We start from the raw sequence: 13362 nt of genomic DNA, 5'->3' as shown, positions 1-13362 counted from the left end.
CCTTAAAAATCGACTATACCTTTTAAAAAACATTCCGTACAGTGATTTATGTACGCTTATTTAGTGCAAAAAAAAGGGATAAAAGGCATTATCCTCTTATCACCTTTTTTCTTACTGAATAAGCAACCTTTTTTGCTTATTAAGCAGTAGTTGTTTCAGTTGCTGTTTCTTCGCCTTGTTTAGCTTCTAAGATAGCATCTGCCATTTTACCTGTTAATAATTTAACAGCACGGATTGCATCGTCATTCGCAGGAATAACTACATCGATTTCATCCGGATCACAGTTTGTATCAACGATACCTACAAGTGGAATGTGTAATTTGTGTGCTTCCGCAACAGCAATACGCTCTTTGCGAGGGTCGATAACGAAGATCGCATCTGGAAGAGTCTTCATATCTTTAATTCCGCCTAAGAATTTTTCTAAGCGATCCCATTCTTTTTTAAGTTGGATAACTTCTTTTTTAGGAAGGACTTCGAAAGTTCCGTTTGCTTCCATTTTTTCGATATCTTTAAGACGAGTAATACGTTTTTGGATTGTTTCAAAGTTTGTTAAAGTTCCACCTAACCAACGTTGGTTTACATAGTACATACCAGAACGGATTGCTTCTTCTTTAACAGATTCTTGAGCTTGTTTTTTAGTACCAACGAAAAGAACAGTTCCACCGTTAGCAGCTAGTTCTTTCACGAAGTTATAAGCTTCTTCAACCTTTTTAACTGTTTTTTGAAGGTCGATGATGTAGATGCCGTTACGCTCAGTGAAGATATATTTCTTCATTTTCGGGTTCCAGCGACGTGTTTGGTGTCCGAAATGCACACCAGCTTCAAGCAATTGTTTCATAGAAATGACTGACATTTTAGTTCCTCCTAAATGGTTTTGTTTTTCCTCCGCACCGATCATTTTCATACAGAAACTGTCGAAACAGCACCATCTGCAAGAATCACGGGGCGTGTGTATTAACACCATTTCATAATATACCATAATGATTCTTCTCAATCAAGTAATATCTATCTATTCATGCGAAACTTTAGTAATAGCTCTATTTCCGTTTGACCGCGACCTAGCCTTTTGGCGATTTCTTCAATTGAATGACCTTGATCAGCTAACATATCTACTTGTTCATTTAATGAATGTTCATTTACCGAGGCCTGTAACATGTCCGCAAATTCTTTACCCGTCACCTTCCCCTTGTTCGGAAGGGTGGTGGCCACTGATGAAAGTTCCAATTTGTCCTCAACTATTACGGGTAAAGCATTATCCTCATCGTCTTCAGGCATTATTTTGTAAGCGTTGGTCGCCTGTTTTTTAGCCGCGGCACTTCTTCCCTCTTTATACTCTTTCAGCATATTTTGTTCTTGTTTTACTTCTTTATCTTCCATGGTTTCTCTAATTGCGCCATGTTCTTTTATTTTTTGATCATGCTCGGAATCCATTGCTACCGAATTGGTGAATGCCTTTACCAATATCTCGTTGTCCTGTTTCATCTCAATCAAAAAACCAGACAAAAGTTGTTCCATTTCATCAATCATGGCTTTTTGGTCTTTTTCCACCTTACTTAAACGGTTTTGCCGAAGATATAAAACGATGATGGCGAAAATGGTGAATATATTTAGTACAAACAACAGAAACATAAAAAATACTGACATGTTGCCTCCTAATTAACCGGAATAGTCAATCCAGTTTCCTTTATACGGATGGGGATCATTTTTCAATGTTGTTTTTTGGGGGATTTCTTTCTGTTTATATTTTTTTTGAGACTGTCCCTTGTCTGCATTTCTTTCTTTTTCATAGGCTGTTTCCACATACTTTGTTGCTATTTACCAGGTAGTGAGTTGTGGTTGATTTCCCCTCCAGATGCTCGCTTTCCGCAGGAGTCTCGCACTTCCGCTCCAATCAACCTTAAATAGTTTCGTTTTAAAAACAAAAATCTTTACGAAAAGAGCCTTTTCATAAAAATGGGCCGGAAGCTTTCGTTCTTCTACAACGGTCCTTTGTTTTCGTTCTGAATCCTTTTGGACTTGATGGGCAGCATGATCTTGTTGGATTAAATTCTTTTGTTGATTTTGCTCTTGGATTTTCCCTGCATCCTGTGTTCGTGGGATTGCAAATTGCATCTCAATCGCTTTTAAACTCATATGGAAACCGCCTTTCCATTTCCAATAACCAGACAAAACCGAGCGGAAAGTGAGTTCTCATTGGACTTCTTAATAATATTTATGATTACCTTACAATGTAGTAAGGGACACTTGAACTGCTCTTCGTGACCAAGTTCAGTTCGAAATTCTGTGATTTCGAAACATTTATTGAAGTGATGGGTTCCTAAGTCCTTTCAGGCTGCCCCTGACTTTAAAGAAGGCATTTTTCGTTCAACCGGATCTATGATCAACTGGATGCATCTTTGGCTCCATTCCCTCTTCAAACAAAATATGATTAATTCTTTTAATTTTGCATCGAGTTTCTTAATTTATATATCGCTTTCGAGTGAATCTGGGATATCCGAGACGTAGATAGGCCCATCACTTGTCCGATTTCGGTTAATGTCAGTTCTTCTTTATAAAAAAGTTGTAAAACCAACTGTTCTTTTTCATTAAGCGTTTCTATGGCTTTGGCTAATTCCACATACAGTTCTTCCCTTAAAACATGTTCCTCAGGTAAATCCGCCTTTTCATCTTTAATATGAAAATTCGTGCTTTCTTTGTCGTCTTGTTCTTGGGGATTTTCATCCATCGAAAGTACATTGGCAAAGAAATTCCCATTTAACGCAGCATATACTTCATCTTCCGGAATATTCAATTCGGCAGCAATCTCGTTTGGAGAAAGGTTTCTCATATATCGCTGTTCTAGCTTTTCTATTGCAGATTCAATTTTCTTGGCTTTATCTCTTGCACTCCGTGGAAGCCAATCCTCTTTTCTTAATCCATCTAAAATAGCACCACGAATTCTAAATGAAGCATATGTATCAAATTTCAGGTCACGCTTCGTATCAAAACGTGCCAGGGCATCGAATAATCCCATCATCCCTAAACTCCTTATATCATCGCGGCTCACATTTTTAGGAAGGCTTACTGAAATGCGTTGAACATGATACGATACGAGAGGGGTGTATTTCTTAACTAAAATGTCCCCGGCTTGCGGATCCTTGTAATCAACCCAATTTTTCCAATATATCTGCTCTTCTTCGATGGTCAGACGAGACATTGGACATCCTCCTTACATTATAAACGTCATGTGATCAAAATTTCTCTTAAAGGCCATAAATGCAACAATAATTTGATTGGAAGTGTACCTGTCATATTTTCAGCTGTTCTTTTTAAGTAAAGCCTAATCGTTACTATATGTTTTTTGTCCCTTTATTAGCGGTCCGTATATTCAGTAAACAATCGTTCAAATTGAACTCGATCGTTCTCCCGCTATTACCGCCTATATCTTCTGCAACGACTTGAATGCGCAAGTCAGATAACTCTTTCCGGACAGCATCCACATTTCGGGGTCCTATTCTCATTGAATCTCCTCCTGAAGCAAATTGAAACATTTGCGCACCACCAGCCAACTTCGCTTTTAGGAATCGAATTCTTGCTCCTCCATTTACTAAAAGCTGCACTAATTCCTTTATCGCCGTATCAGCAAATTTGGCAGCGTTGATCTGTCCTGATTTAGCGAGTGAAGAGTCAGGCAGCATGATGTGAGCCAAACCGGCAATCCCCTTTTTTTGGTCATATACCACAACACCAACACATGACCCCAACCCTGAAGTGCGAATCGAATATGGAGGTTTTATAATATTCATATCCGCTATTCCAACCTTCACAACCTTGACCTTTATCAATTCAGTCATTAAGTGACACTCCTAAAGCGGAAAAAATGGTATCAAAAAATCCTGGATCAGGTAAAAGAAAGAAATGACCGTCAATGGATTCAGCAAAATGCTGATCTTTTTCAAGTACAGTATCAATGACAATGGCTGCGTCACTTACTTGAGATAATTCCAATAAACCATAACTGATTGTGGCCCCTACCATATCAATGCTCAATGACGGTACGGATGGACAGATATTCAATCGAGTGAAATCGGAAAGTGAAGAAAGATAGGATCCAGATAAAATATTCCCTAATTCCTGAAGGCAGGAGAGTGCCAATTCGGTATAGGGTGTGGAATCTATCAAATAGGTTCCATCACCAGTCATTTGACGAATCAAGTATTCAGCTACTTGAAGCGAAAGGATAAAAAACATACTCCCGGAAGCATCTCCTTCTATTCTAAGGAAAACGCTGGCAACGACGTGATCGGCCCCGCCAGCCATTTCCATCATTTCATCAAAGGAAACGACCCGAGCATTTGGAACATTCATATCAATTTTCCTATTAAGGATGGCAGAAAGAGCCGTTGCTGCGTTGCCTGCACCTATATTGCCAATTTCCCTCAAAATATCGAGTTGAAGAGGATTGATTTTCTCAATGAACGACATGTGATTATCCTTCTTTTAACATATTTCCAGTCACTTCTAGACTTAAAGCCTTTTCCAAATTAATCAGGACGAGCAGACGCTTTTCAATTTTAGCCACTCCGCTTATGTATTCTGAAGCTAAATGTCCCACAACTTCAGGCTGCGGCTCGAAACTATCCACCGGAATATCCAAAACATCATTGGCAGAGTCCACTATCAACCCAACTTCCATATCATCCAAAATGACGATGATGATCCTTGTTGATTCATCATAAGCCACCTCTTCGAAACCAAAACGTACCCGTAAATCAATGATTGGAGTGATAACACCCCTTAAATTTATGACTCCCTTAACAAACTGAACAGCCTTTGGAACTCTGGTAATATGCAGAAGCTTTTCGATACCTTTGACCTTTTCCACCGGAATGGCATATTCTTTATCCTTAATTTGAAAAACGATTACTTTCATATCCTGCGACATCCGTTCCCCTCCTTTAAAATAACTTCATGATGACAGGTATAACATTAATGAGAACCTGAATGCGGCACGGGCGAGCAAACGTCCCATTACCTTGCCCTCTTCATCTATCATTCAATGAATCAATGTGTTGCAATCTATGATTAAAGCAACTTGTCCATCTCCAAGAATCGTTGCCCCCGATATTGCAAATGCACTTGTTAAATAATTCCCCAGTGATTTCAATACAATTTCCAGCTGCCCTATAAATGAATCAACGACTAACCCAGCTAATTTATCTCCTTTTCTTACAATGACCACAGAGAGAAACTCTACTTCTTCCTGACTGATAGGCACTTCAAAAATATCTTTCAGGAACAGAAGTGGCAGCACCTTCCCCCTGAAGTCAATAACTTGTTGATCATGGGCATTCATGATATCTTCTTTTTTTATGATCGCTGTTTCTATAATGGATGAAAGCGGTATGGCATATTTTTCGTTTTGGATTGCAACCAGCATAACAGAAATAATAGACAATGTAAGTGGAAGCTGAATAAGGAAAATGGACCCTTCGTTCTCCCTGGAATCAATCGTGACGGATCCACCGAGAGACTCAATAGTATTTTTAACTACATCCAGACCCACACCACGCCCCGATACATCCGAAATGGTTTCCGCTGTTGAGAAACCAGAAGCGAATATCAATTCATAGATTTGCTTCTCCGTTAGAGTGGCAGCAGTTTCCTTAGTTAATATCCCATTGGAAAGCGCCTTGTTCAAGACTCGCTCTTTATTGATGCCTGCACCATCATCATCGATTTCAATGAAGACATGATTGCCGCTGTGATATGCTTTTAATAGGATTTTACCTTCTTCATTCTTCCCTTTCGCCAACCGTTCTTCAGGCTTTTCAACTCCATGGTCCATAGCGTTTCTTAATAAATGGACGAGAGGATCACCGATTTCATCAATGACTGTACGATCAAGTTCCGTTTCAGCTCCGATGATTTCCAAATCGACTTTCTTGTTTAAATCCCTTGCTAATTGACGAACCATTTTAGGAAAACGATTGAATACCGTTTCCACGGGAACCATCCGCATATTCAATACGATTGTTTGTAAATCACTTGTTATACGGGACATTCTTTCAACTGTTTCATGCAATTCTTGATTATCCAAATCACTAGAAATTTGATCAAGCCTGCCTCTATCGATTACAAGTTCCTCGAATAAATTCATTAATATATCAAGCCGCTCAATGTTCACCCGAATGGTCTTGCTTGATGCCGGCTTAAAGGATGCCTGTTTTTTCTTCTTATTATTATCAGTTGGGAGCTTTGCATTGGTTGTCTCTTGTTCCTGAACTTCAGCAACTTTATCCTCTTTAGCATTGGCGGTATGTCCCAAGCCTTCAAGATCAATGTCATTTATAACAACGTGACCCACTTCTGAAACCTTCATGATTTTTTTCTTTATCTCTTCACTCGATTCTTTTGATACCATCGTGACTGTAAATTGCTGATCGAACTGCTCTTCTTCCAAAACTTCAACAGGTGGGTGTGACTTGATTATTTCACCTGATTTTTCAAGCACCTCAAATACCATAAATACCCGGGCAGCTTTTAAAAGACAGTCTTCACGCAAAGCTATCGAAATTTCAAAGCTGTTGAAGCCTTGATCTTTGGACTGCTGAAGCACTGTCCATTCAAATTCATCATACTGTCCCGCAGTCATTTTCTCCTTTTCAAGAACGACAGAAGCTGCTGCAATCTCTGCACTGGATGAAGAAACCAGCGACTCTCCTTTTCCAATCAACTCCAGCTGGTGAACAACCCTCTTCACATCTCTCTTTCCATCTCCACCTTCAGCAATGGACATGACCATGCCTTCTAAATCATCAACCGCTAAAAATATCACATCAAACAATTCAGGTGTAAGGATGATTTGACTGTTTCGGATCGCATCCAAAACATTCTCCATTTTATGAGTTAAATTAGCTAAGTCCTCATATCCCATAGTTGCCGACATCCCTTTTAGGGTATGGGCTGAACGAAAGATTTCGTTCACAATCGAGAGGTCTTCCGGGTTCTTTTCGAGTACCAGCAACTGTTCGCTGCACGTTTGAAGATGTTCTTTACTTTCCTCTATAAATACCTCTAGATACTGGTTCATATCCATACAAACTCCACCTCCATATGTTAACAAAAGCTTATTATCGTTTTAGCTATTTTTTCTACATCCTCTATGCAATCTATTAAATTGGTTTTGATTGCCGCTTTCGGCATACCAAAAATGATTGCTGTCTCCTGTGATTCGGCTATAGCTTTTAAAGGACCCCTTTGCTTCAGCTTAATAAGCCCTGCCGCCCCATCCATGCCCATCCCGGTCATGATAACGGCTATTTTCGCAAGATCCTTCATTTCACTTACCGATTCAAATAGCACATCAACCGACGGCCGATGTCCATTTCGCAATTCGGATTGATCCAAAAGGACTGCCAAGCTCATTCCGACTTTTTTCACTTTTAAGTGAAAACCTCCAGGTGCGATGTAGGCGACACCTTTTTGTATCAGTTCACCCTCTTCTGCTTCCTTCACTTTAATCTTGCATAATGAATTCAGGCGTGTTGCCAAAGATTTTGTAAAACCGGGGGGCATGTGCTGGACAATGAGTATGGACGCATCAATATCTAGTGGGAGTTCTGTCAAGACGGTCTGAAGCGCTTTTGGACCTCCAGTAGATGTACCAATGACTATTATCTTCCTGTTCCTATAGGACCATGTTTTATTATTTTTTTCTTTTTTTATCGATACTATTGAATCTATTTTACTATATTTTTCCCAAAATGATGGGCTTATCTCCATATTCAACGCATTTTTTTGTAGTTTGTGAACATTTGCCCTGCTGGCAGCCATAACTTTTTCAAGGAGTTCTGTCTTAATTTTATGTAAATCCAATGAAATGGCACCTGTTGGTTTAGCCATAAAGTCAAAAGCTCCACTGTCCATGGCAGCTAATGTATTTTCCGTTCCTTCTTTCGTTGTGCTCGATAACATGACTACAGCGGTTGGACATTCATTCATGATCCGGTTTAATGCTTCCAATCCGTCCATAACCGGCATTTCTACATCCAAAGTCACGACATCGGGTTTTAAAGCCTTTATTTTATCTAAAGCATCTCTTCCATTCCTGGCAGTCCCGATGACTTCAACTCTGCTATCTTCTGTTAAAAACTCTGAAATTAACTTTCTCATAAACGCAGAATCATCCACTATCAGCACTTTTACGATATCCATGAAAGGAGACCTACTTTCCAAGAAAATATCTCTTCATATTTCGGAGGAAATGGCTTCTTTGCAAAGTCAATTCTCCCCCAAATGAATGATTTGCATATCTCGACGCAATGTCCATAATAGCTTTGGAAACATCTGCTTCAGAATCGAAAAGAATGAAGGGCATTTGTTTGGTAACAGATTTTGATACTATTCCATCGTTTGGTAAGTACCCTAGAGCAACTGTTTCCAGACCCAAAAATTTCACTAGTGCATTTTGGAGCCGCTTAATCGCTTCTTTGCCGTCCTTACTCGTGAAAACCCTATTGCAAACAAGGAACAACGGAACCTCTTTATTTACTGAATTAATAAATTTCATTGCGGAGTATGCATCCATGATAGAAGTAGGTTCAGGCGTCGTGATAACGACTAATTCATCCACACATAACATGAATTTCATAGAATCCTGAGTAATACCTGCTCCCATGTCAAATAAAATATAATCGTAGTTCGCCAACAATAAACTTAAATCTTCATTAAAACGGGTATACTTATCTTCATCAAGTGAAAAGAGATTCGTCAGTCCCGTTCCGCCGTTAATGATTGAAATATTCCCCGGTCCTACTGTGATGATATCTTTTAAACTACAATCATTTTCAAAGAAATCAATAATACTGTAGGGGGAGTGTTCCCCAATCAAAATATCAATATTCCCCATACCAATATCCATGTCGAACAACAGGACCTTTTTCCCCCTCTGGGATAAGGCAATGGAAAAATTCAAGGAAAAGTTTGATTTTCCCACTCCTCCTTTACCGCTTAAAACGGCAATCGTCCTGGCCATTGATTGATTATGGCGGGCTTCCAATTTTCTTCGTAAGTTCTCAGCTTGATCTTTCATATTTTTTAGCCCCAAAAGCCATTTTCAATAGCTGTGATGATGTAGCTATTTCCATATCGTCTGGCACATTCTGTCCATCTGTTATATAAGCGGCTCCTACTTTATGAGAGTGTATAAAATTGAATATCGCCCCAAAAGTGGAGGTTTCGTCCGCTTTTGTAAAAATGACCTGTTTAATCGGTATGGTAGCAAACTGTCGATAAATATCTTCCATATCCTTTTGTTTTGAGGTTAATGACAACACTAAATAGGTTTCCATCTCATCTGTAAAATGAATAATTTCATTAAGATCCTTGACGTATTGCGGGTTACGGAAATTCCTCCCGACCGTATCTATAAAAACATAATCATAATGGGAGAAACGTTCAGTCGCCCTTTTGAAATCCTCCAAATTATAAGCGACTTCGATCGGAACGTTCAAAATCTTCGCATATGTCTTAAGCTGATCTATTGCAGCAATCCTGTAAGTATCCGTCGTAATGAATGCCACCTTCTTATCATGCTTCAACATGGTTTCCGCAGCTACTTTTGCTAAGGTCGTTGTCTTTCCCACACCTGTTGGACCAACAATATTAATATATTTTTTTTGGAGCCCGGGTTTTCCGTTTTCAACCTTTTCCAAAATATCGAACATGGCTTCCTCCAACCAAACTTGAATCTCTTCATCCGTTGATTGTTGTTTGTAAACGAACCATTTCTCAAGTAGTACATCCATGATTTGCGACCGAAGTGATATATCTACTTCTTGCTCCATTAGGTAATCGTGGATTTCCTGCAGTTTCCCCGGATATTCTCTATCAGGTGAATAAATTTGTATACTCTTGATCATATCTTTCAAACCTTCTATTTCTTTTAATAAATCGGCACTTTCCTTATTGCCCTCATTAATATGACTTGCCATTTTCGGCTTCGATGGCAACTTCTTCAATTTCTGTTTCACTATCGTTTCGATAGGCTGGGAAACCGGATCTATGGCTGCTATGACTTCAATACTCCTCTTTTTGAATAATCCTAGGAAACCGCCATTATACACAGCCTTTGAACTTAAGATGACCGCATCACTGCCTAGTTCCCCCCTTATTCGCTTCATCGCCTCGTTCATTGATGGTGCCAAATATTTTTTTACCTTCAATCGATATTCACCACCCCTACACTTTGTACTTCTACATTCGATTCTAGTTCATTGTATGAAAGAATCGGTACATTTGGAAAATAACGTTCAGTTAATTGCCTGGCATACATCCTTACCGCAGGAGAGCATAGTAAGATCGGTTGGTGATCCATTAACGTCAGCTCTTCCAGTTTGGCTGCAATTGCCTCCAATATGGATTGCGATAGAGTTGGATCCAATGATAAAAAATTACCATGTTCGGTTTGCTGTACAGCATCCGCGATGGTCTTCTCCACTTTCCCCGATAATGTTATGACTTTTATTCTATTTTCATCCGTAATAAAAGAATCCGTTATTTGTCTGGCTAAATTCTGCCTTACATACTCAGTAAGCAAATCTGTGTCAGTCGATAACTTGCCATAATCAGCAAGTGTTTCGAAAATGACCGGTAAGTTCCTTATTGAAACTTTTTCCTTCAATAATTTTGCCAATACCTTTTGTACATCTCCTATAGACAAAGGATTCGGAGTGACTTCCTCCACCAGTATAGGTGCCGATTCGTGAAGATGATCGATCAATTGTTTCGTTTCCTGCCTGCCCAATAATTCCTGCGCATTGGCCTTTATGACTTCCGTCAAATGAGTGGATACTACACTTGGCGGGTCTACTACCGTATAACCCATCATCTCCGCATGTTCTTTCATTTCATCCGTGATCCATTTGGCTGGTAAACCGAAGGATGGTTCTATCGTATCGATTCCTTCTATTGAATCATCCTCCATCCCTGGACTCATGGCCAAGAAATGATTAAGGAGCAATTCGCCCTTTGCCATGACGCTTCCTTTAATCTTCAGCCGATACTCATTAGGATTCAACTTAATGTTATCACGTATTCTGACAACTGGGATCACGAGCCCCAATTCAATCGCAAGCTGCCTGCGGATCATAACGACCCGGTCCAGCAGGTCTCCCCCTTGATTGGCATCCGCAAGCGGAATCAATCCATATCCAAATTCAAATTCGATCGGGTCAACACTTAAAAGGTTAACGACGCTTTCTGGACTTTTCATTTCATCAGTTTCCAACATTTCTTCCATTTCTTGTATTTCACCTTCGTCCTGCTTTGGTATCCTTGAAATCGTATACCCTCCAACGACTAATAATGCAGCAATCGGAATGGTGAATAAGTCAGAAATGGGAGTGAATAACCCTAAAAGGAAAATGGTTGCTGCTGTTAGGTAAAGCATTTTGGGAAATTGAAATAACTGTTCAACAATATCCGCTCCGAGGTTTCCATTCGAGGCAGCCCGGGTTACAACTATTCCCGTAGCTGTAGAAATCAATAAAGCAGGGACCTGACTCACGATACCGTCACCAACCGATAACATGGAAAAATGGACGGCTGCCTCTCCAAAGCTCATGTCCAATTGCATGACGCCAATGATCATACCGAAAATCAAGTTAATGATGACAATGATGATGCCCGCTATGGCGTCCCCTTTAACAAACTTACTCGCTCCATCCATGGATCCATAAAAGTCTGCTTCGTTACTTATTTTTTCCCTTCTGGCACGTGCTTCGTTTTCGGAGATCATCCCAGCATTTAAATCTGCATCAATGGCCATCTGTTTCCCTGGCATCGCATCCAGCGTAAATCTTGCAGCAACCTCCGAGACCCGTTCGGATCCTTTCGTGATGACGATGAAATTGATGATGACCAAAATGATGAATACAACTAATCCAACAAGCACGTTTCCTCCGACTACAAACGAACCAAAGGTTTCTACAACTCCACCAGCATCACCATAGGTCAAAATGGCACGGGTCGTCGAAACGTTCAACCCCAGCCTGAACAATGTAAATAAAAGGAGCAAGGAAGGAAAGATTGAAAATTCGAGAGGTTCTTTCATATTCATCGTAGTCAATAGAACTAGCAGTGCAAGAGAGATATTTAAAAGGAGTAAAATACTTAACAACCATGTTGGCAATGGAATGACCAACATGGCAACGATCATAATGACGCTCGAAATAACAACTAAATCTCTTGCTCGCATGTTTTTTCTCTCCTAACTAGCGGGTTACCCTGTTACTTCTTTACAGTTTACCTTTGGTTTTATATACAAAGGCTAATATTTCAGCGACCGCCTTAAAGAACTCCTCAGGTATCGCTTGACCTAATTCAGCTTGATCATATAAAGACCTGGCCAAAGGCCGATTTTCTACCATGATCACATCATTTTCTTTAGCAATGAATTTAATTTTCTGAGCGACAAAATCAACGCCTTTTGCCACTACATACGGAGCCTCTGCCTTATCTTCATCATATTTTAGAGCAATTGCAAAATGCGTCGGGTTAGTGATGACGAAATCCGCATTGGGAATTTCCTGCATCATTCTTTGAGCGGCCATCTGCCTTTGCTTTTGCTTAATCTTGGATTTGATAAGCGGGTCCCCTTCGGAATTTTTATATTCATCCTTAATATCCTGTTTGGACATACGGATGTTTTTTTCAAAGTCATATTTTTGATACAAATAGTCTAATAGAGCAATGAACAATAAAGCCACGGCAGCATAAAATCCTGCTTTAATCGTAATATCCGCCAATGTTGCCATCGCTGCTTCCACAGAAATCTGTGATAACATCATAATCTCGCCCATGCGCTGCCATAGTACATAAAAGGCAACAAAACCAACAAAAGATATTTTGAGAATGGATTTTAATAATTCAACAATGGCACGCATTGAAAAAATACGTTTGAAACCTTTAATGGGATCCAATTTTTCAAGTTTAAACTGAATGGATTCAGTCGAAAACAAAAAACCAATTTGCATGACATTAGCCAATACCCCAGCCACTATCACGGCAGCAAAAACGGGTCCAAGGACGAGACCCATCTCCTTTAAAACCTCAATCATGATAATTTGTACATTTTCCTCGCTGAATCCAGTCAATGTAAAATGTTGCAGATATTCTTTCATTAGACCCAGCAAATGATTATACATGTACGGCCCCATCAGCAATAGGACTGAAAACACTGCAATTAAATTCACAGAGGTATTTACATCCTGACTCTTTGCCACCTGACCCTTTTTCTTCGAATCCTGACGTTTTTTTGGAGTCGCCTTTTCGGTCTTCTCACCAGCGAAAAACTGTAAATCCAGCTGAAACCTCTCCATA

General features: G+C 39.7%; 13 protein-coding genes. All 13 read right to left on the bottom strand.

Features of this window, described 5'->3' with window-relative positions; genetic code table 11:
• Window positions 1-139 precede the first annotated feature (139 nt).
• Window positions 140-853 (bottom strand): 30S ribosomal protein S2, encoded by a 714-nt coding sequence (rpsB, locus tag UP17_RS07905; RefSeq protein ID WP_056526825.1) that lies wholly within the window; start codon window positions 851-853, stop codon window positions 140-142.
• 152 nt (window positions 854-1005) lie between these two features.
• A complete protein-coding gene (locus UP17_RS07900) occupies window positions 1006-1644 on the bottom strand; it encodes a hypothetical protein (RefSeq protein ID WP_061462432.1) in 639 nt (212 codons plus the stop codon).
• A gap of 171 nt (window positions 1645-1815) precedes the next feature.
• Window positions 1816-2133 (bottom strand): hypothetical protein, encoded by a 318-nt coding sequence (locus UP17_RS07895; protein ID WP_061462431.1) that lies wholly within the window; start codon window positions 2131-2133, stop codon window positions 1816-1818.
• Window positions 2134-2437: 304 nt separating this feature from the next.
• Entirely contained in the window at window positions 2438-3196 is a 759-nt protein-coding gene (locus UP17_RS07890) for a FliA/WhiG family RNA polymerase sigma factor (RefSeq protein WP_061462430.1), read from the bottom strand.
• A gap of 133 nt (window positions 3197-3329) precedes the next feature.
• Window positions 3330-3833 (bottom strand): chemotaxis protein CheD, encoded by a 504-nt coding sequence (locus tag UP17_RS07885; protein WP_061462429.1) that lies wholly within the window; start codon window positions 3831-3833, stop codon window positions 3330-3332.
• The gene (locus UP17_RS07880) at window positions 3826-4464 is read right to left on the bottom strand and encodes a chemotaxis protein CheC (protein WP_061462428.1); all 639 of its coding nucleotides are present in this window, start codon (window positions 4462-4464) and stop codon (window positions 3826-3828) included. Before UP17_RS07880 ends, UP17_RS07885 begins: the two co-directional genes overlap by 8 nt.
• Before the next feature lie 4 nt (window positions 4465-4468).
• Window positions 4469-4924 carry a chemotaxis protein CheW gene (locus tag UP17_RS07875; RefSeq protein WP_061462427.1) on the bottom strand — a complete coding sequence of 152 codons (456 nt, stop codon included), beginning with the start codon at window positions 4922-4924 and terminating at the stop codon, window positions 4469-4471.
• Window positions 4925-5035: 111 nt separating this feature from the next.
• The gene (locus UP17_RS07870; protein ID WP_061462426.1) at window positions 5036-7078 is read right to left on the bottom strand and encodes a chemotaxis protein CheA; all 2043 of its coding nucleotides are present in this window, start codon (window positions 7076-7078) and stop codon (window positions 5036-5038) included.
• Window positions 7079-7098: 20 nt separating this feature from the next.
• Complete coding sequence (locus tag UP17_RS07865) at window positions 7099-8196, bottom strand: protein-glutamate methylesterase/protein-glutamine glutaminase (protein WP_061466021.1); 1098 nt, start codon at window positions 8194-8196, stop codon at window positions 7099-7101.
• A gap of 10 nt (window positions 8197-8206) precedes the next feature.
• Window positions 8207-9073 carry a MinD/ParA family protein gene (locus UP17_RS07860; protein ID WP_061462425.1) on the bottom strand — a complete coding sequence of 289 codons (867 nt, stop codon included), beginning with the start codon at window positions 9071-9073 and terminating at the stop codon, window positions 8207-8209.
• Window positions 9057-10205 carry a flagellar biosynthesis GTPase FlhF gene (flhF, locus tag UP17_RS07855; RefSeq protein WP_061462424.1) on the bottom strand — a complete coding sequence of 383 codons (1149 nt, stop codon included), beginning with the start codon at window positions 10203-10205 and terminating at the stop codon, window positions 9057-9059. Before flhF ends, UP17_RS07860 begins: the two co-directional genes overlap by 17 nt.
• Entirely contained in the window at window positions 10202-12238 is a 2037-nt protein-coding gene (gene flhA, locus UP17_RS07850; RefSeq protein ID WP_061462423.1) for a flagellar biosynthesis protein FlhA, read from the bottom strand. Before flhA ends, flhF begins: the two co-directional genes overlap by 4 nt.
• Window positions 12239-12278: 40 nt before the next feature.
• Window positions 12279-13361, bottom strand: a complete 1083-nt coding sequence (flhB, locus tag UP17_RS07845; RefSeq protein ID WP_061462422.1) for a flagellar biosynthesis protein FlhB — start codon at window positions 13359-13361, stop codon at window positions 12279-12281.
• Window position 13362: the final 1 nt, after the last annotated feature.

Origin of the sequence: Peribacillus simplex, assembly GCF_001578185.1 — a bacterium.
Classification (GTDB): Bacteria; Bacillota; Bacilli; order Bacillales; family DSM-1321; genus Peribacillus; species Peribacillus simplex_A.
The sequence above is the reverse complement of the archived record's forward strand: the minus strand, read 5'-3'. Positions and strand labels throughout refer to the sequence as shown.

Excerpts from the sequence above, each read along its gene's own strand:
- UP17_RS07890 (WP_061462430.1), bottom strand. The coding sequence starts at position 3,196 with ATGTCTCGTCTGACCATCGAAGAAGAGCAGATATATTGGAAAAATTGG.
- UP17_RS07870 (WP_061462426.1), bottom strand. The coding sequence starts at position 7,078 with ATGGATATGAACCAGTATCTAGAGGTATTTATAGAGGAAAGTAAAGAA.
- UP17_RS07875 (WP_061462427.1), bottom strand. The coding sequence starts at position 4,924 with ATGTCGCAGGATATGAAAGTAATCGTTTTTCAAATTAAGGATAAAGAA.
- UP17_RS07865 (WP_061466021.1), bottom strand. The coding sequence starts at position 8,196 with ATGGATATCGTAAAAGTGCTGATAGTGGATGATTCTGCGTTTATGAGA.
- UP17_RS07900 (WP_061462432.1), bottom strand. The coding sequence starts at position 1,644 with ATGTCAGTATTTTTTATGTTTCTGTTGTTTGTACTAAATATATTCACC.
- UP17_RS07895 (WP_061462431.1), bottom strand. The coding sequence starts at position 2,133 with ATGAGTTTAAAAGCGATTGAGATGCAATTTGCAATCCCACGAACACAG.
- UP17_RS07860 (WP_061462425.1), bottom strand. The coding sequence starts at position 9,073 with ATGAAAGATCAAGCTGAGAACTTACGAAGAAAATTGGAAGCCCGCCAT.
- flhA (WP_061462423.1), bottom strand. The coding sequence starts at position 12,238 with ATGCGAGCAAGAGATTTAGTTGTTATTTCGAGCGTCATTATGATCGTT.
- rpsB (WP_056526825.1), bottom strand. The coding sequence starts at position 853 with ATGTCAGTCATTTCTATGAAACAATTGCTTGAAGCTGGTGTGCATTTC.
- UP17_RS07885 (WP_061462429.1), bottom strand. The coding sequence starts at position 3,833 with ATGACTGAATTGATAAAGGTCAAGGTTGTGAAGGTTGGAATAGCGGAT.
- UP17_RS07880 (WP_061462428.1), bottom strand. The coding sequence starts at position 4,464 with ATGTCGTTCATTGAGAAAATCAATCCTCTTCAACTCGATATTTTGAGG.
- flhB (WP_061462422.1), bottom strand. The coding sequence starts at position 13,361 with ATGGAGAGGTTTCAGCTGGATTTACAGTTTTTCGCTGGTGAGAAGACC.